We start from the raw sequence: 19,535 nt of genomic DNA on the forward strand, positions 1-19,535 counted from the left end.
AAGCACCTCGAGGCATGCATGCTCGCACGGCCGCATTACCAGATCGCAATATCGTAGGTCAGGTAGATCCGGTTGCTGTCGCGCCCTCGGGAAAAGTCAGAGCGGTAGACGTAGTTGCGAAGCTTCACACCCAGACCTTTCACAGGCCCGGATTGCACCACATAGGCAAGCTCCACGTCACGCTCCCACTCGCTGAGCCCGGCATCAGCCGAGCGACCGTTGTCCCCGCTCAGGTAGCGCGCCATGAAGGTCAGCCCGGGGACACCGGCCGCAGCAAAGTTGTAGGCATAGCTGGCCATCCAGGTTTTCTCTTCCTCCTCGATGAACTTGCCGATGCCGACGTTACTGAACGAGTAGACCGTCGCGCCGCTGATGTATGGCAGCCCTGCCTCGCCGTCGAGCACCTGGTAACCGGCACCGACAGTGTGCCCGGAGTGGGTATAGGACAGCTGCCCACTGAACATGTCATTGTCTATCTGACCACCATGAGCGGCCCCGCTGTCGCGGCTCTTGAAATAGCGCAAGTCGGTGGTCAATATACCGCCGGCCAACGGCAGGTCGTGGATCAGGCCTAGGTAGTCCTGGCGATAGAAGTGTTCGAGCTGGCCGTGGAAATAGCTCAAGCGCAGCTGCTTGCTGGCGGCATATTCGGCCCCCGCAAAGCTGAAATCGCCAGACTCGCTGCCACTGTAACCATCCAGGAACAGGCCGGTGCTGTCGGAGGAGTCCCGCTGCTTGAAACGGTCCAGGTGGCCGGCGGTCAGGGTCAGGCCATCGACATCAGTACTGGTCAGCTGCGTACCCTGGTAGGTCTGCGGCAACAATCGCGCATCGTTGTACACCAGCACCGGTGTCTTGGGCAGCAAGGTGCCATGCTTGACGATGGTCTGCCCCAGTCGCGCCTTGGCCGTCACACCGGCACTGGCGAACTCGTCCGCGGCACGGCCATCGTCATGCACCGGCAGCAAGCCGGTACCGCTGCGCCCGCGGCCCGAATCGAGCCGTACGCCTACAAGCCCCAGGGCATCGAGCCCCAGCCCCAGCGGGCCTTGGGTGAACCCTGATTGGTAGTCGAGCAGAAAACCCTGTGCCCATTCCACACGCTCGCTCTTTGCAGTTGCAGCAGCGCGGGCGCTCATGCCTTGTTCGTCGCGGAAGTTTTCGTTGAAGTAAACGTTGCGCAGCTGCAGCTTGAGCTTGCCGTCGTCGATGAATCCGGCAGCGCCGGCCACAGGCAGCCAGCCGCAGAGCAGGCCACAGGTGGCCCCACGGAAAACAGTTCGGGACATTTTCGATACTCTGTTGTTGTTCTTGGATGAGGTGGGCGCCAGCAGCGCCCGAGGCAGATCAGACGAAGAAGGACAAGGCACCCGTGACCAAGGCCAGTGCGGTGATGACCAGTGATGTCAGCACCGCCCATTTCACGGTGGCCTTCTGGAAGTCGCCGATGTCGCGATCGACCATGCCCACCAGCAGCAAGGTCGAGGCCACCAGCGGGCTCATCAGGTGCACCGGCTGCCCCAGCACCGAGGCGCGGGCGATTTCAACCGGGTCGATGCCGTAGGCGGCCGCAGCGTTGGCAAGGATCGGCACCACGCCAAAGTAGTAAGCGTCGTTGGACAGTACGAAGGTCAGCGGCATGCTGGTCAGCGCCACCACCAGCGGGAACCAGTGGCTCCAAGCCTCGGGAATCCAGTCGACCAGGGTCTGCGCCAGTGCATCGACCATCTTGGTGCCCGAGAAGATCCCCGCGAAGATGCCTGCGGCGAATACCAGCAGTACCACGGTCATGGCGTTGCCGGAGTGGGCGAGGATGCGCTCTTTCTGCAGATCCAGTTGCGGGTAGTTGATCATCAGCGCTGCGACGAAACCGATCATGAACAACAGAGCGGAGTGCATGACGCCCATCACCAGCGCAGTCATGACGGCAATCACCAGCACCAGGTTCACATACGCCAGGCGCGGGCGCTTGTGCGGGTTGTCGCCGAGGATTTCCTTGATGTAGCAGTTGCCGCCACCCGACTCCAGGGCGATGTTGCCGATGCGTCGGCGCTCGGCGCGGCCCAGCAGGAAGGCGGTGAACACCACCCAGGCCGCACCGCCGATCACGGTCGGCAGCATCGGGATGAAGTACTCGGTCGCATCCAGCCCGAGCGCGGCAATGGCCCGGGTGGCCGGCCCACCCCAAGGGCTCATGCCACTCATGATGCTCAGCGACAGCATGGATACCGTGGCCAGGATCATCGGGTTCATGCCGATGCGCTTGTACAGCGGCAGCATGGCTGCGCAGGTAATCATGTAGGTGGTGGTGCCGTCACCGTCGAGCGCCACCAGCAGCGACAGCAGCGCGGTACCGATGGCGATCTTGACCGGGTCGCCATTGACGCGCTTGAGGATCTTGCGGATCAGCGGGTCGAACAGGCCGGCATCGATCATCAGGCCGAAGAACAGGATGGCGAACAGCAACAGCGCTGCCGAGGGCGCCACCATTTTCAAGCCATCGAGCATCATCTTGCCCAGTTCGGGGGCGAAGCCACCGATCAAAGCGAAGACAATGGGTACCACGGTGAGCGCAACGATTGGCGACAGGCGTTTGCTCATGATCAGGTAGGTGAAGGTCACCACCATGATCAGGCCCAGGAGTGCGAGCATGGTCTTTTCTCTTGTTTTTATTCTATCGCGGCCATCGGCAAGGCAGACGGCCCCCTACCCCACTCGGCATCGCCAGGATGCTGAGTGGGATTTTAAGTCAACAATGGGAGATGGAAGAGGCTTTCAGCTGTGATGCCGAGGCTCGGCAGACCAGTCGGCCTGCGCAATATCCGCCTCGTCCGGTGCAGCCGGAATGCCGTTCAGGCGGCGCAGCAAGGTTTCCCGTTCACAGGCATTCTCCGACAGCGAGATGACCACGGTGGCCACGGCGTTGCTGGCCAGGCTGGTCAGGGCACGCGCCTCGGACATGAAGCGATCGATGCCGATCAGCAAGGCAAGCCCTGCCAACGGAATGTCGTGAATCACGGTCAAGGTCGAAGCCAGTGCAACGAAGCCACTACCGGTCACACCCGCTGCGCCTTTTGACGACAACAGCATGATCGCCAGCATCGTCACCGTCTGGCCCAGGCTCAGGTCGATGTTGCAGGCTTGAGCGATGAAGACTGCCGCCAACGACAGGTAGATGGCTGTACCGTCGAGGTTGAAGGAGTAACCGGTTGGCAATACCAACCCGACCACGCCTTTCTTGCAGCCCAATTTCTCCAGTTTCTCCAGCATGCGTGGCAGCACGGGCTCGGTGGACGAGGTGCCGAGCACCACCAGAAACTCCTCGCGGAAATAGCGCAGCAGCTTCCACAGGCTGAAACCATGGGCACGGCAGATACCACCGAGCACCACCAGCACGAAGAACGCACAGGCGATGTAGAGCGTACCGACCAGCTTGGCCAGTGCCCCCAGGGACGTCACGCCGTACTGCCCGACGGTAAAGGCCAGCGCACCGAAGGCGCCGACCGGGGCGAAGCGCATCAGGTATCCAAAGATGCGAAACACCATGGTCGAGGCAGATTCCAGCACATCGAGTACCGGCTTGCCCTTCTCGCCCATGGACGACAGGGCAAAACCGCTGAGCACCGCGATGAACAGCACCGGCAACACTTCGCCCTTGTTGAACGCCCCGATGAAGGTGTCGGGAATGATGTGCATGAAGAAATCGACCACGCTGAGCTTTGCCGCAGACGCGGCGTACTGGCCGAGCCCCGCGGTGCTTAGCGTGGCGGGGTCGATGTTCATGCCGACACCTGGGCGGAACAGGTAAACCGCTGCCAGGCCGATCATCAGGCTGATGACGGTCAATACCAGGAACAGCAGCAAGGTCTTGCTCATCAAACGCCCGAGGGAGCGCTTGTCGGTCATCCCGGCGATACCGGTGACGATGGTGCAGAAGACCACCGGCGCGATCATCATCTTGATCAGCTTGATGAACGCATCACCCAGGGGCTTGAGCGCAACGGCCTGTTGCGCCCAGAAGTGACCGACCACCACGCCCAGCAGGACGGCGCAGAGGATCTGGAAGTACAGCGATTTGGCGAGTCTCATGAGGCATCACCCATTGTTGAAATTGTGCGGATGCGCTTGTTGCGAATGTACAGGTCTGGACTACCGCCTGGGCCTACCCCGCCAACCTGCGGAATGTAGGCGCGTAAACGAAGCCTGAGAACAGCCGCCGGGCGGTTCGCACCACAGAGGCCTGAATCGTCTTGCCATCGGCGCCGCTGCGTGACAGCGCGACATCGATACCGCCGCTTGGGTGTTCCAGGCGTACCTCGGCCAGTTGCTCGGCGCCCTCGCCCAGCAGTTCGCCGATCACCGTACCCGGGCTGACGCAGGCAGTCGCCAGCCCTATCGCTCCGGTGATGGCCAAGGCACGGTGGCAGTTGTGCGGCATGAAGTAGCGGACCTGCAACGTGCCGTCATAGCGGGGCTTGGACACCAGCACAGGCTTGGGGATGACCATGCCGCTGACATCGCCCAGGCCCATGGCCTTGCCGGCTTTCAGCCGCAACGCCTCGAGGCGCTCGAGCAATTCGCCGTTGGCGTCGAGTTCGGCCGGGGATTCCGAGCCGGTGACGCCCAGTTGGCTGGCCTCCACCACCATCATCGGCATGGCCATGTCGATGCAGGTGACCGCAACGCCGTCGATCACATCCTTGGCCTTGCCGGTCGGGAACAGCTTGCCGGTCTTGCTGCCGACCGCATCGAGGAAGGTCAGGTGCACCGGAGCGGCAGTGCCCGGTACGCCATCGATCGCCGTGCGGCCTTCATAGCGCACGATGCCGCCGGGGGTTTCCACCAGCGAATTGACGAAAGTGCCGGTGTTGAGGTTGCGAATACGCACCAGCGTCTTGCCGTCCTGGCCTTTGACAAGCCCTTGCTCGATGGCGAACGGGCCAACGGCGCACAGCATGTTGCCGCAGTTGGGCGCGGTATCAACCCGGCGCTGGGCGACCATGACCTGCACGAACAGGTAGTCGACGTCGGCGTCGGCATGCAGCGAGGGGCTGACAATCGCTACCTTGCTGGTCTGCGGGCTACCGCCACCGATGCCGTCGATTTCCAGTTCATGCCCGGAACCCATCAGGTTGATCAGCAATTCGTCGCGTTCGACCACATTGGCAGGAAGGTCCCATGCGTGGAAAAAGGGGCCCTTGGAGGTGCCACCGCGCATGAGTACGCAAGGAATTCGTTGCATGATTTCGCACTCTTGTTGATCAATGGACATCATTGATGCTGTGGACAAAAGATTGACAGGGATGGATAAATCAATCCAATGCAAATATCGTAGCCATTATTGCGATTCAAGCATCAATTCAGAACCGACTGCCAAGAGCGATCCGAGATGGAATATGAGCTGCAAGACATACGATCTTTCGTGAAAATCGCCGAACTCGGCAGCTTCCACGAAGCCGCAGAAGCGTTGCACCTGTCGCAGCCCGCCTTGAGCCGGCGGATCAAGAAGCTCGAGGAAGGCTTGGGCACTTCGTTGCTGGAACGCACTACTCGTCGCGTCAGCCTGACCAGCGTCGGGCGTGACTTCCTGCCCAAGGCAAGGCGCCTGCTGGATGACTTCGAAGACTCGATCCTGAGCATTCGCGAACTCGCAGAACGACAGACCGGTCAGGTAACCCTCGCCTGTATTCCGACTGCAGCGTTCTATTTCCTGCCGTCGGTGATCCGTGACTACAACGAGCAATACCCCAAGATCCGCATTCGTCTGCTGGACCTCAGTGCCAACGACGGGCTCGAAGCCGTGCTGCGGGGTGAGGCCGATTTCGGTATCAACATGATGAGCGGCCAGCACCCGGACATCGAGTTCGTCTCCCTGGTACAGGAGCACTTCGTGCTGGCCTGCCGCAGGGACCACAAGCTGGCGAACCGTGAGGCCGTCACCTGGACAGAACTGGCCGACTACCGCCTGATCGGCGTAGGCCGGCTTAGCGGTAACCGGATGCTGCTGGACCATGCCCTGTCCGGGCTCAACCTGCGGCCCAAGTGGTTCTACGAGGTTCAGCATCTGTCCACCTCGCTGGGCATGGTCGAGGCCGGGCTGGGCGTGTCGGCCATGCCCAGCCTGGCCATGCCCAGCGCCGACCACCCGACGCTGGTCAGCGTGCCGCTGATCGAACCCCAGGTAACCCGTACCCTTGGTTTGGTCTACCGCAGAGGGGCGTCGCTGTCGCCGGCAGCGGAGAAGTTCGTGTCGATCCTGCTGGACAAGTGGCCCAACCGCTGAACGAAATGCCTTGCTTCCGGCTCGGCACGGCGCAGGGGAAATACAGGCTGAGTTCATGGTTCACTCCCCGCCCAGGCCCAGCTTGTTGGGGCGGCGCTTCTCGATTGCAAACTTGAGCAGTGCCGCGCTGCGGAACAGGCCATGGGCAAACTTGCCATAGGGCAGCGTGATGAACAGCGCCATCACCGTCCCCAGGTGAAGCGCCAGCACGATCGCCATCGCGGCGGTATCACGCAGGCCCAGCAAGGCAAGGCCTGTGGCGCTGACCAACAGCAGAAGCAGAATGAAGGCCCGGTCCATGAGGCGCTGGGCCACATCGCCCTGCTCCGGCGCCCTGCGCAGGTTCAGCGCCAGCAACCCGGCAGGCCCGACAATCAAGCCAATTCCGCCCAGGGTTCCGAGCAACACCGGTGCGCTCAGCAGCGGGTACGGCGCCTGCTGGCCCAGCAGATAGTGATACCCGGTGGCGACCACCGTGGCGGCAAAGCACAGCATGAAGCCGTAGAAGGTGAAGTGATGGAAGCGACGGCGCCAGAGCGTGTAGCGATCATCGGCGTTGTTGCAACCTTGGCCGTGCCCGCCGTCCAGGTATTTCAGGGTCAACGCCGCGCTTGATGCCTCAAGCACAGCCCCTTTTGCCGGTTGCGCCAGCGCCTCGGCAGGCGAGACCGAACGCCAGAAGCGACGTACCGCCACCGCCAGAGCCAAGCCTGCAGCGACAAAGACGCTACCGAACATCAGCGCCAGGGTGTTGTGCGGGAAGATCGCATAGAAATTGCCCGCCAGCCGACCAGGTAGCAGCGTGCCATTGACCCACAACGCCAGCAGCAGAAACAGCGACAAGGCCACTGCCAAGGCACTGGCAACATAGGCGCCGTTGTGCCGATACAGCCGGCCGAACAGGGCCGGCCATGCGTACTCGGCGTAGGTCTGCCCGCGCACCTTGGCCATTGCCTGCGGCACGTTGACGGCGAATTCGTGGGGCTGAGCGTACTGGCAGGCATGCAGGCAAGCGCCGCAGTTGTGGCACAGGTTGGCCAGGTAATGGATGTCGGCCTTGCCGAACTCCAGCCTGCGGGTCATTGCCGGGAAAACTGCGCAAAAGCCCTCGCAGTAGCGACAGGCGTTGCATATCCGCATTTGCCGGTTCACTTCCTGCTCCTCGACGTTCAACACCGGGATCAGTTCGAGGGCCGACCCGGCGGCATCAGGCTGGCGTGGTTCAGGCAGTTGCGCAGTCATGGCTCTTCTCTTTTTCTGGATGTTCGTAACCCGCCGCCGCAGCAGCGCTGGTTCCGGCGATACGGCCGAAGGCGGTGCCGATGGACATGCCGACGCCTGCGGTGTAGCCCTTGCCCAGTACATTGCCCGCCATCATTTCACCGGCAACGAACAGGTTCGGGCTGGGACGCCCGTCGAAATGAACGGCGGCGGTTTCATCGGTGCGCAGCCCCAGGTAGGTGAAAGTCACGCCAGGGCGCAGCGGGTAGCCGTAGTAGGGGGGCGTATCGATCGGGCGCGCCCAGTGGCTTTTCACCGGTTCCAGGCCAACGGTGTGGCAGTCGTCCAGCCGTGTGTGGTCGAAAGTGCCCACCTGGCAGGCTCGGTTGTAGGCATGTACGGTTTCGAGGAAGGCCTGCACAGGCAAACCGAGCAGGCCGGCCAACGCCTCAAGGCTATCGGCGGTGGCGCCCGGGAAAACCGGTGGCATGAAGCGCCCGAGGGCTTTCCGGTCGATGATCGAAAACCCGACCTGCCCTGGCTGATGCGCCACCAGGCGCCCCCAGATGGCATAGCGCTTGGGCCAGAAATCCTCGCCTTCATCGTAGAAGCGCTGGCCGTCGCGGTTGACCACCACGCCCAGCGACACACAATCGATGCGCGTGCAGATGCCGCCGTCGTATAGCGGTGCGCGGGCATCGATCGCCACCATATGTGCCTGGGTCGGGTCGCCAATCGTGTCGGCGCCCTGTTCGATCATGCGGCGCAACAGCGCACCATCATTGAAACGCGTACCACGGATAAGGAAGTTGTCCGAAGGCCACTCCCCTCGCTCGTTCTGCCCCCACGCCTCGCGCAACCACTCACGGTTGGACTCGAAGCCGCCGGCGGCAAGCACACAGGTACGCGCCTCGATGCGCTCGGCAGGCAGGTGTCGCCCCTGAACCTCGCGCGCAGGCACATGGGCCGCAACGAAGCGTCCGTCCTGCAGTTCTATGTCGGCTACGGGGGCGTCGTAGCGTATCTGTACGCCAAGGTTTTCGGCGCTGCGGAAGTAGGCATTGACCAGCGCCTTGCCGCCGCCCATGAAGAAGGCATTGGTCCGTGCGGTGTGCAGCGCACCTGACAATGAGGGCTGGAAATGCACGCCATGCCGGCGCATCCACCCGCGACAGCTGGAGGATGCGCGAATCACCAGGCGCGCCAGCTTTTCGTCGGTCTGGCCACCGGTGACCTTCAGCAGGTCCTGCCAGAACTCCTCTTCCGGGTACGCCTCGAGCAGTACGTCCTGGGGGCCATCATGCATGCACCGCAGGTTACGCGTGTGTTGTGAGTTGCCACCACGCCAGGCGCGGGGTGCGGCCTCGAGCAGCAGCACGCTGGCTCCGGCCTCTCGCGCCATCAGCGCGGCACAGAGGGCGGCATTGCCCCCTCCGATGACTAGCACATCGATCATTTCGCCTCCAGATCACGAAGAGCCGAATGTTCGGCTGCTCCTCGTGACCAGGGACTTTAATGAGAGCCTGGAGGGCGCGAAACGCGATCGTCGAGGGGAGGCATTCAGTTTTTCTAAAGGGGCTGGAAGAGTGAACTCAGAATCCAGGTCAAAGCAGCCGGGCCCCAGGCCATCGGCCCTGTTCCACCAGATCCCGAGCGACCTCCTGCAGTACGATCCGCGTTGCCAACGCTGCCGGCGAGAGCTCGTCATCGGTCAGGCTGACAATTACGTTGCGACGCTGCGCCTGTGCTTCATCGATGGCAAACACGCGCAGGCCCGCCTGATGCGCCCGGGCCACCGTCGCGCCGGGCTGGATGGTGGCGGCATGGCCCGCACACACGCAATCCATCAACAGCGACAAACCATCGACTTCCATGACGATGCTGGCCTCCAGCCCTGCCCGCTCGAAAATCGAGCGCAACGTCGTTCGCAGACCGTGTTGCGTGCTTGGCATAACCAACGGCAGCGTCGCGATCTGTTGCAACGTGAGCGACTCGCCCCAGCCGTCCTTGACCAGTGGCGCGGGAACCAGCACGAACAGCCGCTCCGTCAGAAGCGCCCGTACCTCCAGCCGCGGCCCCGTCTCTGCCTGGAACAGCACCGCCAGGTCGAGGTGCCGGGCATTGAGTTGGTTCATCAGATAACCAGACAGCATTTCCACCAGGTGCAGCCGGATGTCGGGATAGCGTTCGCGCATCCTGTCGATCAACGCCAAGCCAAGGATCGATGCAGTGGTCGGTGCCAGCCCCACGCTGGCATAGCCGCTCATGCGACCACTTTGTGCCGCCAGGACAGCATGCTCCGCCTGACGAAGCGCCAGGCGCGCATGGTATTCGAAGGCCAGCCCGGCCGCCGTCGGCGCGACGCCGGTGCTCGAACGTGTCAAAAGCCGGGTACTCACCTCGCTCTCCAGCTTCGACAACTGCTGGCTCAAAGCCGAGGCGCCAACCCCTAGCTCGACCGCAGCCCTGCCAAGGCTGCCGTACTCCAGAACACTCAGGAAATAGCGAAGCTGACGTAACTCCATGCGAATCTCTTTCAACGATGGGGGCGGGCCTGGAGCATGTTAAACGTATTTGCACAGCCTTGATCGACAGAACGCTACCGTGCCTCATCAAGTTGACAGGGACCCTGTGGGAGCGGCCTTGTGTCGCGAAAGGGCTGCAAAGCGGCCCCAGGTTTGATGCGCAACAGTTGAAATTGCTGGGGCTGCTTTGCAGCCCTTTCGCGACACAAGGCCGCTCCCACAGGGATCGCGCCAGCTTTGGGAATTGAGCAAGGCCGTTGCTTTCACAAGGTGCGCAGAACAGATCCGGCGGCCTTGCAATACATTCGAAAATCCGTATATTCGAAAAAACATATACAGTGAATACCCCGCCATAGGCACCAACTGCCCGCACCGAGAACACCCATGACTGACTCGCTGACCCCGACCCAGGTCTTCAAATGCCTCGCCGACGAGAACCGCATTCGGATGATGCTGCTGATCACTCGTGAGGAAGAGCTGTGCGTCTGTGAACTGATCTGCGCCCTGGAAGAAAGCCAACCCAAGGTTTCTCGCCACCTCGCACAACTGCGCACCTGCGGCCTGCTTGAAGACCGCAGGCAGGGCCAATGGGTTTACTACCGCCTTCATCCAGAACTGCCCGCCTGGGTACGCGATGTCCTGGTAACCACGCTGGAAGCCAATCGCGAATGGTTGAGCACCAGCGCCAAACGACTGGACACCATGGGTGACCGTCCTCAGCGCGTCGCTGCCTGCTGCTGACCACTGCCGAGAAAAAGGCATTTCTCGCATTGCCTTTCGAACAACTGGATGCCGCCCGGCTCAAGGCCGAGCTGGCGATCATCGGAACGCTCTGACGTTCAGGGAGATACACCATGAGCAAAAGCCGGCTTTCATTCCTCGACCGCTACCTGACGGTCTGGATCTTCCTGGCCATGGGCCTGGGGATCGCTCTCGGCAGCCTGTTCCAGGGGTTGCCAGCGTGGCTGCACAGTCTGTCGGTGGGCTCGACGAACATCCCCATCGCAATCGGCCTGATCGTCATGATGTACCCGCCATTGGCGAAGGTGAAATACGAGGAGTTGCCACAGGTCTTCAAGGACAAGCGCATCCTCGCCCTGTCGCTGATCCAGAACTGGGTGATCGGCCCGGTGCTGATGTTCGGGCTGGCAGTAGTGTTCCTTTCCGACAAGCCCGAGTACATGACCGGCCTGATACTCATCGGCCTGGCGCGTTGCATCGCCATGGTGCTGGTATGGAACCAGATCGCCGGCGGCAATAACCAGTACGTGGCCGGCCTGGTCGCCTTCAACAGCATTTTCCAGATCCTGTTCTTCAGCGTGTACGCCTGGATCTTCCTGGGCCTGCTGCCGCCACTGTTCGGCCTGGAAGGTAGCGTCATCGAGACCAGCTTCCTCGATATAGCCCAATCGGTGCTGATCTACCTGGGTATCCCGTTCCTGGCCGGTTTCCTGACCCGCAAGACCCTGATCAGCCGTAAAGGCGCCACCTGGTACCAGGAGCACTTCATTCCGAAAATCAGCCCGCTGACCCTCGTGGCGTTGCTGCTGACCATCGTTGCCATGTTCAGCCTGAAAGGCGACATGGTGCTGCAACTGCCGCTGGACGTGCTGCGCATTGCCATCCCGCTGACCATCTATTTCGTGGTCATGTTCTTCATCAGCTTCTGGATGGGCAAGCTGCTGGAGGCCGACTACCCCCGCACCACTGCGCTGGCCTTCACTGCGGCAAGCAACAACTTCGAACTGGCCATTGCGGTGGCCATCGCCACCTTCGGCCTCGCCTCGCCGGTCGCGTTTGCCACCGTCATCGGGCCCTTGGTGGAAGTGCCGGTACTGATCTCGCTGGTTGGCGTGGCCTGGTGGCTCAAGCGTCGCTGGTTCGATCAGCCATCGGGTGCCTTTTCCCAGGAGTGAAACCATGACCGAACACCCCATTCCCAACATCGACAACGACCTGGTCGATCTGCCGACAGCCGAGAAACTGGCGATCGCGCAGCAGTCCACCCACAAGCCTCGCATCCTGCTGCTGTACGGCTCGACCCGCGAACGCTCCTTCAGCCGCCTGCTGACCGAAGAAGCCGCCCGCCTGCTGGAGCACTTCGGTGCCGAGACGCGAATCTTCAACCCGTCCGGGCTGCCATTGGCGGATGACGCGCCGGATGACCATCCGATGGTCAAGGAGTTGCGCGACCTGGTGCTGTGGTCGGAAGGCATGGTCTGGTGCTCCCCGGAACGTCATGGCGCGATGACTGGTGTGTTCAAGTCGCAGATCGACTGGATCCCCCTGAGCATGGGCGCCGTACGGCCGACCCAGGGCAAGACCCTTGCGGTCATGCAGGTATGCGGCGGTTCGCAGTCGTTCAACGTGGTCAACCAGTTGCGCGTGCTTGGCCGCTGGATGCGCATGTTCACCATCCCCAACCAGTCGTCCGTACCCAAGGCCTACCTGGAGTTCGACGAAACGGGCCGCATGAAACCGTCCCCGTACTACGACCGTGTCGTCGATGTCATGGAAGAGCTGGTGAAGTTCACCCTGCTGTTGCGCGACCGCGCCGACTACCTCGTCGACCGCTACTCCGAGCGCAAGGAGTCGGCCGAGGAACTGTCCAGGCGTGTCAATCAACGATCCATCTGAAGTCACAACTCGAGAACAAGACCATGGCAATCAAAGTAGGCATCAATGGGTTTGGCCGTATCGGTCGCCTGGCGCTGCGCGCGTCCTGGGGCTGGCCGGAATTCGAATTCGTCCAGATCAATGACCCGGCCGGGGACGCCGAGACCCACGCCCACCTGATCAACTTCGATTCGGTCCACGGCCGCTGGCAGCGTGAAGCCGGGGCAGAAGGCGACTCGATGGTGATCGAGGGCAAGCGCATCAAGGTCACCGCGAACAAGACGATCGCCGACACTGACTGGTCGGGCTGCGACCTGGTCATCGAGGCCAGCGGCAAGATGAAGTCGGTAGCGGTGCTCCAGGCCTATCTGGATCAGGGCGTCAAACGCGTGGTGGTCTGCGCTCCGGTGAAGGAGAAAGGCGCGCTGAACGTGGTGATGGGCGTCAACCAGCACCTGTTCGACCCGGCGCAGCACCGTATCGTCACCGCCGCTTCCTGCACCACCAATTGCCTGGCCCCGGTGGTCAAGGTGATTCACGAGAACCTGAGCATCCGCCACGGCTCGATCACCACCATTCACGACCTCACCAACACCCAGAGCATCCTCGATACACCACACAAGGACCTGCGTCGTGCCCGTGCCTCAGGCATGAGCCTGATCCCGACCACCACGGGTTCGGCTACCGCAATCGCCGAGATCTTCCCTGAGCTGCGCGGCAAGCTGAATGGTCACGCTGTGCGTGTACCGCTGGCCAACGCCTCGCTCACCGACTGCGTGTTCGAGGTGGAACGTGAGACGACGGTTGACGAGGTCAATGCGCTGCTGAAAGCCGCTGCCGAAGGGCCGCTCAAGGACATCCTGGGCTACGAAGAACGCCCTCTGGTGTCCATCGACTACCGCACCGACCCACGGTCTTCGATCATCGACGCGCTGTCCACCATGGTGGTCAATGGCACCCAGTTGAAGATCTATGCCTGGTACGACAACGAGTGGGGCTACGCCAACCGTGCAGCTGAACTGGCACGCTTGGTCGGCACGGCGGAGTAACCGGCAATCATGAAGGCGTTGTCAGCCCTGCCTGCACAAGTGCGTCAGTACCTGCTGGTTACCGGCAACTACTGGGCCTTCACTCTCACCGACGGCGCATTGCGCATGCTGGTGGTACTGCACTTCCATTCGCTGGGCTACACGCCGCTGCAGATTGCGGCGCTGTTCCTGTTCTATGAAGTGTTCGGCGTGATCACCAACCTGGTGGGCGGCTACCTCGGCGCCCGCCTGGGGCTCAACCGCACCATGAACATCGGCCTGGGCATGCAGGTGCTGGCCTTGCTGATGCTCACGGTGCCGGCAGCCTGGCTGACAGTGCCCTGGGTGATGGCGGCACAGGCGCTGTCCGGCATCGCCAAGGACCTGAACAAGATGAGCGCCAAGAGCTCCATCAAGCTTCTGGTGCCGGACAGCCAGCAAGGCACCCTGTACAAGTGGGTAGCCATTCTCACCGGCTCGAAAAACGCGCTAAAGGGCGTGGGGTTCTTCCTTGGTGGTGCCCTGCTCGCCCTGCTCGGCTTCACCCTGGCGGTGCTGGCGATGGCGGCGGTATTGGCGTTGATCTGGATCGGCAGCCTGATCCTGCTGAAGAAGGACCTGGGCAAGGCCAAGGCCAAACCGAAGTTCCGCGACATGCTGTCCAAGAGCCGGGCCATCAACATTCTCTCGGCCGCACGGCTGTTTCTCTTTGGCGCCCGTGACGTCTGGTTCGTCGTGGCATTGCCGGTGTACCTGAGCACGGCTTTTGGCTGGGACTTCTGGCTGGTCGGCGGCTTCCTGGCTGCATGGATAATCGGCTACGGCATCGTCCAGTCGCTTGCGCCCCACATCACTGGCAAGAAACGCGGCCATGTGCCTGACGGTCGCGCAGCCTTCATCTGGGCGATTGCCCTTGCCGGGCTGCCGGCGCTTATCGCCCTGGGCCTGTCGGCAGGCTGGTCGGCGCAGGTGGTGCTACTGAGCGGGCTGATGCTGTTCGGCGTGCTGTTCGCCGTGAATTCGTCGCTGCACAGCTACTTGATCGTCAGCTATGCCAAGGAAGACGGGGTATCGCTGGATGTAGGCTTCTATTACATGTCCAACGCGCTAGGGCGGCTGGTCGGTACGCTGCTTTCCGGTTGGGTATTCCAGGCTTACGGGCTGGGAGCCTGCCTGTGGATCTCCACAGTATTTGTTTTGCTGGCTGCCCTGATTTCTATCGCATTGCCAAGGCATGCTGCCGGGGTGCTCCAGGCTAGCGAAGAGGAAAAGGTAAAGGGGTGATCCACAGCTGCCCACAATCGATCCTTGGCTGCCGGTGAGCCGAACAGCAATCTTTGTAGGAGCGGGCGCGCCCGCGAAGAATCAAACGCGAAGACTGGCACCGGCTACGCCGGTGTTCGCGGGCACGCCCGCTCCCACAGAGCGCGTACACATCGCCCGTTTCTCGCCTAACCACCTCCGGTAACTGCACGATCGATTCCCCAGGCCTGAGCCATCAGACGGCAACCTGCCTTTACGCATGGGACAGCGTCGCACACCGTGCTGACGGTGTTCGCCCACAGCATGATGGGCACCGTTCAACCCGCCTACCCTGCCTCCCTGCCAAAGGCGTAATCCTTGAAAACTGACAACCCGGTCCCATGGGAGCACTGTACATGCCTATCGACTTCAGGCCCGCTCAAGCCTCGGACGCGCACGATATTGCGCGCTTCTTTCAACTGACATCGGAGGGCATGGCCGATTACATATGGAGCAAGCTTGCCGCACCTGGGGAAGCATTGCTGAGCGTCGGTGCGTCTCGCTATGCCAGAGAACAGGGCGACTTTTCCTACAAGAACTGCCTGATGGCCACTTTCGAAGGGCGCGTCATCGGCATGATGCATAGCTATGCCTTGCGCGAGACCCCTGACAGGCCTGTCGAGACAGACCCGGTCCTCGCGCCTTATTCCGACATGGAAATACCCGACACCTTGTACATATCCAGCCTGGCCCTGGATGAGGCCTGGCGCAGCCAGGGGCTGGGCGTCCAGTTTCTTCGCCACGCCCAGCAGCGCGCCGAGGAGTCGGGCCTGAATGGGCTATGCCTGATCGATTATGCAGAAAACCACGGTGCACGCCGCTTCTACGAACGTCACGGTTTTCAAATTGTTAAAACCTGCCAGATCGTTCCCCACCCGATGCTGGGCGTAACCGGTGAAGCCTATTTGATGTATCGCCCTAACCACAAACTGCTCGAGAAAAAACCATGAACAAGAAACTGACCGTGTTCCGCGAACTGGATATCCAACCGATACGCGACCTTCCCTTTTTTGAAGAGGTGGTGGAAGGCACCCCTCATACGCTGACGTCCAAGTACTATCACGATGAACAGCAAGGCCGCATTTCCGGAGAATGGGAAGCCAGCACCGGAGCGTGGCGCATCGACTACAAGGTTTGGGAGTTCTGCCATGTCCTGAGTGGATGCTGCGTCATCGAGCTTGAGGGTTGCGCCCCCATCAAACTGGCCGCTGGCGACACGTTCATCATCGAACCGGGCGCCAAGGGCAAATGGACCGTGCTGGAAGACATGAAAAAGAACTTCGTGATCCTCTTGCCAGCGAACTAGGCACGGCAGGCCACAACAGCCCTCTGCCTCACGGCTGCGCTGTCGCGCATGGAACAGAGCCTTTGTGGGAGCGGCCTTGTGTCGCGAAAGGGCCGCAAAGCGGCCCCAAGCAGGTAAAGAATCAGCGTAACCGCCTCGGCGGGATCAGTCGTCGTGGCGGTGTTTGTTGCGCCAGCCGTAGTGATTGCCACGGTCGTGGCGGTGACGACGCCAGCCCCGATCGTCGTCATCGTCGTCATAATCACGATAGCGATGCCCGCTTTCGTCATCGTATTCCCGGCCCATGTGGTTGCCCAAGGCACCACCCACACCGCCACCGGCTGCTGCGCCGATCATGCTGCCAGTGGTGCCGCCCATCTGGCGACCCACCACGTTACCGCCAGCTGCACCCAGTGCGCCGCCGATAGCCGCCTCGCCACGGCTGTGCTTGTCGGCACCCACCGCACCACCGGCCGCGCCACCCAGGCCCGCGCCGATTGCCGAGCCGGTGCTGCCGCCGATCGACTGGCCGACGACCGAGCCCAATACTCCACCCAATGCGCCACCTATACCTGCTTCGGTATTGCCGCCTGCCGACGCAACGCCGCTCAGCAGGCCAAGTGACAACAAGAGAATCGAGGAGTACTTCATATGTGAAAGCCTCAGAGGGATACGGAGGCGATCCTGAGGCTCTGCACAGGGCCTTACAATGGAAATCCGACGAGTGACACGACTTGGAAAAATTCTCCAAGTTACTGTTTTCCCAACGGAAACTTTAGGGATTTTCGCTGGTCACAGGCTGTTTGCGAAAGGCCTTTCCAGTGATGGAGAGGCCTTTTGAAGTTCTGATCGCGCTGGATGCTACCTGCTGGCCTGGTAGGAGCGGCCTTGTGTCGCGAAAGGGCTGCGGAAGCAGCCCCAGCAACTTATGCATCTGCGCCGAAACCCTGGGGCTGCTTCGCAGCCCTTTCGCGACACAAGGCCGCTCCTACACAGCGACAAGTCCTGCCCCGTCAGCCGTGCCTGTCCTCCAGACACACTACCCTTCTGCCCCAAAGCTTGCGTAACCCAAACCACTGGATCAACAAGGTGAAAAGTGCGCCGAGCAAAGCCAAGGCCATGTCCTTTTGCGCATCCCAAGGGTCTTGCTGGGTCGCGAGAAAGGCTTGTGCCCGGTCATCGCCCAGGTATTGGCCGCCTATCCACTCCAGCAGTTCGTACAGCGCCGATGTCGCAAGCACGAAAGAAACAGCGCACAACGCCAACCAGCCGCCCCGCAAAAGGGCCTGGCGCTGGAGCAGTTCCCTGATCGGCAAGACGAACAGAAGGCCGTAGCTCAGATGCACCAGACGATCGAACTGGTTGCGTTGCCAGCCCATCCAGGCATTCAGAGAGTGATCGGTAAGCGCACGCAGCCAAGCGTCATAGGGAACCTTGGCATAGGTGAAATGCGCGCCTAGCTCATGAATCGCCAGCATCACCACGATTGCCAGGTAGGCATGCCACGAAAAGCGCCAATACCGGCTGGTTGCAGCCAAGGTGAGCAGGAGTGCCAGCGGCAAAACGTTTTCCAGCCACCAATCTGCACGGTCATACGGCGCAACCCCCGAAGCAAGCACCATCAACGTGGCCGATGCCAGCACACCCGCAACCTGCCTTGGTGTGGCCGACGGGGCAAAGCTTGTTTGCGACGCTGGATTATTGTTCATGGCTTTACGCTCGGCTTGAGCACGGTTGAGCCTGACAGGGCAGCTAAAGTTTCCTCCGGTAGCTGTTTTCAGCTGATGCCATGTCACCCCCAACGACTTCGTTACGTTGGCTGGGGCCGGTGGCACTGAAACTTGCCACTGGATGATTCCAGCTGAACTTTACCTCCCCCCTTGGCTTCCCCTGCATAGACCACCCGGACCCGCCACTGCAGGAGATGAACCAATGAGAGCACTGACATATCACGGAAGCCAGGACGTCAGGGTCGACAATGTCCCCGACCCGATCATCCAGGACGAGGACGACATCATCCTCCGGGTCACCGCTACCGCCATCTGCGGCTCCGACCTGCACCTCTACCATGGCAAGATTCCACAGACCGAGCCGGGTGATATCTTCGGCCACGAGTTCATGGGCATCGTCGAAGATACCGGCCGCGGGGTGACCAACCTGCAGGTCGGTGACCGCGTAGTGATTCCCTTCGTGATCGCCTGCGGCAGCTGCTTCTTTTGCCAACTCGACCAGTTTGCCGCTTGCGAAACCACCAACACCGGCCGCGGTGCAATCATCAACAAGAAAGGCATCCCGCCCGGGGCCGCACTGTTCGGCTATAGCCATCTGTATGGCGGCGTGCCCGGCGGCCAGGCGGATTTCGTGCGGGTGCCCAAGGCCAACGTCGGCCCGTTCAAGGTGCCTACCGCCCTGCCGGACGACAAGGTGCTGTTCCTCTCGGATATCCTGCCAACAGCCTGGCAGGCCGTTACCAATGCGCAGGTCGGCCCCGGCTCGACAGTAGCCATTTATGGCGCCGGGCCAGTCGGCCTGCTGAGCGCAGCCTGCGCGCGCATGCTGGGCGCCCAGACCATTTTCATGGTCGACGACAATGACTACCGCCTGGCGTTCGCTCGCGACGCCTACGGTGTGGTGCCGATCAACTTCGAGCAGGATGATGACCCGGCCGACAGCATCATCCGCCTGACCCCAGGCATGCGCGGCGTGGACGCCGTCATCGACGCGGTCGGTTTCGAGGCCAAGGGCAGTACCACCGAAACAGTACTGACCACGCTGAAGATCGAGGGCAGCAGCGGCAAGGCGCTGCGCCAGAGCATCGCCGCGGTGCGCCGGGGCGGCGTGGTCAGCGTGCCTGGAGTCTATGCGGGTTTTATCCACGCCTTCATGTTCGGTGATGCCTTCGACAAGGGCCTGACGTTCAAGATGGGCCAGACCCACGTGCAGAAATTCCTTCCTGAACTGCTCGAACATATCGAGGCCGGGCGCCTGGAACCGGAACTGATCGTCACCCACCGTCTGGCCCTGGAAGAAGCGGCGTTGGGTTACAAGTTGTTCGACCAGAAGCAGGACGACTGCCGCAAGGTCATCCTCGTGCCGGGCGCTGCCGCCGGTACATTGGGACCTGACCATGCATTCGGGGGGATACAGCGATGATCGAACTGCCCATGACTCATTGAATTAGCAGGGAACCTGTGGGAGCGGCTTTAGCCGCGAACACCGGCGCAGCCGGTGCCATGCACCGCGTTGAATTCTTCGCGGCTAAAGCCGCTCCCACA

18 protein-coding genes are annotated in these 19,535 nt (G+C 61.6%); 9 read left to right on the plus strand and 9 right to left on the minus strand.

Annotated features, from left to right (window positions below; all coding sequences use genetic code 11):
• Positions 1-35 precede the first annotated feature (35 nt).
• From RYH74_RS15925 to RYH74_RS15940, 4 genes are all read right to left on the minus strand, one after another.
• Entirely contained in the window at positions 36-1,289 is a 1,254-nt protein-coding gene (locus RYH74_RS15925) for an OprD family porin (protein WP_317409729.1), read from the minus strand.
• Positions 1,290-1,347: 58 nt separating this feature from the next.
• The gene (locus RYH74_RS15930; protein WP_075045493.1) at positions 1,348-2,652 is read right to left on the minus strand and encodes a CitMHS family transporter; all 1,305 of its coding nucleotides are present in this window, start codon (positions 2,650-2,652) and stop codon (positions 1,348-1,350) included.
• A gap of 123 nt (positions 2,653-2,775) precedes the next feature.
• Positions 2,776-4,089 (minus strand): C4-dicarboxylate transporter DctA, encoded by a 1,314-nt coding sequence (dctA, locus tag RYH74_RS15935; protein WP_025339496.1) that lies wholly within the window; start codon positions 4,087-4,089, stop codon positions 2,776-2,778.
• Positions 4,090-4,162: 73 nt separating this feature from the next.
• Positions 4,163-5,242 carry a 4-oxalomesaconate tautomerase gene (locus tag RYH74_RS15940; RefSeq protein WP_003256767.1) on the minus strand — a complete coding sequence of 360 codons (1,080 nt, stop codon included), beginning with the start codon at positions 5,240-5,242 and terminating at the stop codon, positions 4,163-4,165.
• 147 nt (positions 5,243-5,389) lie between these two features.
• On the opposite strand from RYH74_RS15940, the gene RYH74_RS15945 reads away from it, so the two are divergent.
• Positions 5,390-6,283 carry a LysR family transcriptional regulator gene (locus RYH74_RS15945; RefSeq protein ID WP_013972231.1) on the plus strand — a complete coding sequence of 298 codons (894 nt, stop codon included), beginning with the start codon at positions 5,390-5,392 and terminating at the stop codon, positions 6,281-6,283.
• Positions 6,284-6,343: 60 nt separating this feature from the next.
• On the opposite strand, the gene tcuB is transcribed toward RYH74_RS15945, so the two are convergent.
• From tcuB to RYH74_RS15960, 3 genes are all read right to left on the minus strand, one after another.
• Positions 6,344-7,525 carry a tricarballylate utilization 4Fe-4S protein TcuB gene (gene tcuB, locus RYH74_RS15950; protein ID WP_075045494.1) on the minus strand — a complete coding sequence of 394 codons (1,182 nt, stop codon included), beginning with the start codon at positions 7,523-7,525 and terminating at the stop codon, positions 6,344-6,346.
• Positions 7,506-8,960, minus strand: coding sequence for an FAD-dependent tricarballylate dehydrogenase TcuA (gene tcuA / locus RYH74_RS15955; RefSeq protein ID WP_317409730.1), 1,455 nt, complete (start codon positions 8,958-8,960; stop codon positions 7,506-7,508). Before tcuA ends, tcuB begins: the two co-directional genes overlap by 20 nt.
• Positions 8,961-9,108: 148 nt before the next feature.
• The gene (locus RYH74_RS15960; protein ID WP_025339500.1) at positions 9,109-10,029 is read right to left on the minus strand and encodes a LysR family transcriptional regulator; all 921 of its coding nucleotides are present in this window, start codon (positions 10,027-10,029) and stop codon (positions 9,109-9,111) included.
• Positions 10,030-10,413: 384 nt separating this feature from the next.
• Between RYH74_RS15960 and RYH74_RS15965 the strand changes: the two genes are divergently transcribed.
• The 7 genes from RYH74_RS15965 to RYH74_RS15995 all read left to right on the plus strand — a co-directional run bounded on the left by RYH74_RS15965 (position 10,414) and on the right by RYH74_RS15995 (position 16,281).
• Positions 10,414-10,770: a metalloregulator ArsR/SmtB family transcription factor gene (locus tag RYH74_RS15965; RefSeq protein WP_075045497.1), complete on the plus strand. Its 357-nt coding sequence runs from the start codon at positions 10,414-10,416 to the stop codon at positions 10,768-10,770.
• A 113-nt stretch (positions 10,771-10,883) separates the two neighbouring features.
• Entirely contained in the window at positions 10,884-11,945 is a 1,062-nt protein-coding gene (arsB, locus tag RYH74_RS15970) for an ACR3 family arsenite efflux transporter (protein WP_075045498.1), read from the plus strand.
• Between the two features lie 4 nt (positions 11,946-11,949).
• Positions 11,950-12,666 carry an arsenical resistance protein ArsH gene (gene arsH / locus RYH74_RS15975; RefSeq protein ID WP_317409731.1) on the plus strand — a complete coding sequence of 239 codons (717 nt, stop codon included), beginning with the start codon at positions 11,950-11,952 and terminating at the stop codon, positions 12,664-12,666.
• 23 nt (positions 12,667-12,689) lie between these two features.
• A complete protein-coding gene (locus tag RYH74_RS15980) occupies positions 12,690-13,694 on the plus strand; it encodes an ArsJ-associated glyceraldehyde-3-phosphate dehydrogenase (protein WP_317409732.1) in 1,005 nt (334 codons plus the stop codon).
• A gap of 9 nt (positions 13,695-13,703) precedes the next feature.
• Complete coding sequence (arsJ, locus tag RYH74_RS15985; RefSeq protein WP_317409733.1) at positions 13,704-14,957, plus strand: organoarsenical effux MFS transporter ArsJ; 1,254 nt, start codon at positions 13,704-13,706, stop codon at positions 14,955-14,957.
• A gap of 374 nt (positions 14,958-15,331) precedes the next feature.
• Entirely contained in the window at positions 15,332-15,925 is a 594-nt protein-coding gene (locus RYH74_RS15990) for a GNAT family N-acetyltransferase (protein WP_286100056.1), read from the plus strand.
• Positions 15,922-16,281, plus strand: a complete 360-nt coding sequence (locus RYH74_RS15995) for a cupin domain-containing protein (protein ID WP_025339506.1) — start codon at positions 15,922-15,924, stop codon at positions 16,279-16,281. The genes RYH74_RS15990 and RYH74_RS15995 overlap by 4 nt, the downstream gene beginning before the upstream one ends.
• A gap of 144 nt (positions 16,282-16,425) precedes the next feature.
• On the opposite strand, the gene RYH74_RS16000 is transcribed toward RYH74_RS15995, so the two are convergent.
• Both RYH74_RS16000 and RYH74_RS16005 read right to left on the minus strand, forming a co-directional pair.
• A complete protein-coding gene (locus tag RYH74_RS16000) occupies positions 16,426-16,911 on the minus strand; it encodes a glycine zipper domain-containing protein (RefSeq protein ID WP_075045502.1) in 486 nt (161 codons plus the stop codon).
• Between the two features lie 362 nt (positions 16,912-17,273).
• Positions 17,274-17,969 (minus strand): DUF2238 domain-containing protein, encoded by a 696-nt coding sequence (locus RYH74_RS16005; RefSeq protein ID WP_317409734.1) that lies wholly within the window; start codon positions 17,967-17,969, stop codon positions 17,274-17,276.
• 223 nt (positions 17,970-18,192) lie between these two features.
• Between RYH74_RS16005 and RYH74_RS16010 the strand changes: the two genes are divergently transcribed.
• On the plus strand, positions 18,193-19,413 hold the full coding sequence (locus RYH74_RS16010) for a zinc-dependent alcohol dehydrogenase (protein ID WP_317409735.1): 1,221 nt from the start codon (positions 18,193-18,195) through the stop codon (positions 19,411-19,413).
• Positions 19,414-19,535 lie beyond the last annotated feature (122 nt).

Source organism: Pseudomonas sp. LSJ-87, assembly GCF_032971465.1.
Taxonomy (GTDB): domain Bacteria; phylum Pseudomonadota; class Gammaproteobacteria; order Pseudomonadales; family Pseudomonadaceae; genus Aquipseudomonas; species Aquipseudomonas putida_Z.

What these genes read in the sequence shown, in the direction of transcription:
- RYH74_RS15925 (WP_317409729.1), bottom strand. Translation starts at nt 1,289, where the DNA reads ATGTCCCGAACTGTTTTCCGTGGGGCCACCTGTGGCCTGCTCTGCGGC.
- RYH74_RS15930 (WP_075045493.1), bottom strand. Translation starts at nt 2,652, where the DNA reads ATGCTCGCACTCCTGGGCCTGATCATGGTGGTGACCTTCACCTACCTG.
- dctA (WP_025339496.1), bottom strand. Translation starts at nt 4,089, where the DNA reads ATGAGACTCGCCAAATCGCTGTACTTCCAGATCCTCTGCGCCGTCCTG.
- RYH74_RS15940 (WP_003256767.1), bottom strand. Translation starts at nt 5,242, where the DNA reads ATGCAACGAATTCCTTGCGTACTCATGCGCGGTGGCACCTCCAAGGGC.
- RYH74_RS15945 (WP_013972231.1), top strand. Translation starts at nt 5,390, where the DNA reads ATGGAATATGAGCTGCAAGACATACGATCTTTCGTGAAAATCGCCGAA.
- tcuB (WP_075045494.1), bottom strand. Translation starts at nt 7,525, where the DNA reads ATGACTGCGCAACTGCCTGAACCACGCCAGCCTGATGCCGCCGGGTCG.
- tcuA (WP_317409730.1), bottom strand. Translation starts at nt 8,960, where the DNA reads ATGATCGATGTGCTAGTCATCGGAGGGGGCAATGCCGCCCTCTGTGCC.
- RYH74_RS15960 (WP_025339500.1), bottom strand. Translation starts at nt 10,029, where the DNA reads ATGGAGTTACGTCAGCTTCGCTATTTCCTGAGTGTTCTGGAGTACGGC.
- RYH74_RS15965 (WP_075045497.1), top strand. Translation starts at nt 10,414, where the DNA reads ATGACTGACTCGCTGACCCCGACCCAGGTCTTCAAATGCCTCGCCGAC.
- arsB (WP_075045498.1), top strand. Translation starts at nt 10,884, where the DNA reads ATGAGCAAAAGCCGGCTTTCATTCCTCGACCGCTACCTGACGGTCTGG.
- arsH (WP_317409731.1), top strand. Translation starts at nt 11,950, where the DNA reads ATGACCGAACACCCCATTCCCAACATCGACAACGACCTGGTCGATCTG.
- RYH74_RS15980 (WP_317409732.1), top strand. Translation starts at nt 12,690, where the DNA reads ATGGCAATCAAAGTAGGCATCAATGGGTTTGGCCGTATCGGTCGCCTG.
- arsJ (WP_317409733.1), top strand. Translation starts at nt 13,704, where the DNA reads ATGAAGGCGTTGTCAGCCCTGCCTGCACAAGTGCGTCAGTACCTGCTG.
- RYH74_RS15990 (WP_286100056.1), top strand. Translation starts at nt 15,332, where the DNA reads ATGCCTATCGACTTCAGGCCCGCTCAAGCCTCGGACGCGCACGATATT.
- RYH74_RS15995 (WP_025339506.1), top strand. Translation starts at nt 15,922, where the DNA reads ATGAACAAGAAACTGACCGTGTTCCGCGAACTGGATATCCAACCGATA.
- RYH74_RS16000 (WP_075045502.1), bottom strand. Translation starts at nt 16,911, where the DNA reads ATGAAGTACTCCTCGATTCTCTTGTTGTCACTTGGCCTGCTGAGCGGC.
- RYH74_RS16005 (WP_317409734.1), bottom strand. Translation starts at nt 17,969, where the DNA reads ATGAACAATAATCCAGCGTCGCAAACAAGCTTTGCCCCGTCGGCCACA.
- RYH74_RS16010 (WP_317409735.1), top strand. Translation starts at nt 18,193, where the DNA reads ATGAGAGCACTGACATATCACGGAAGCCAGGACGTCAGGGTCGACAAT.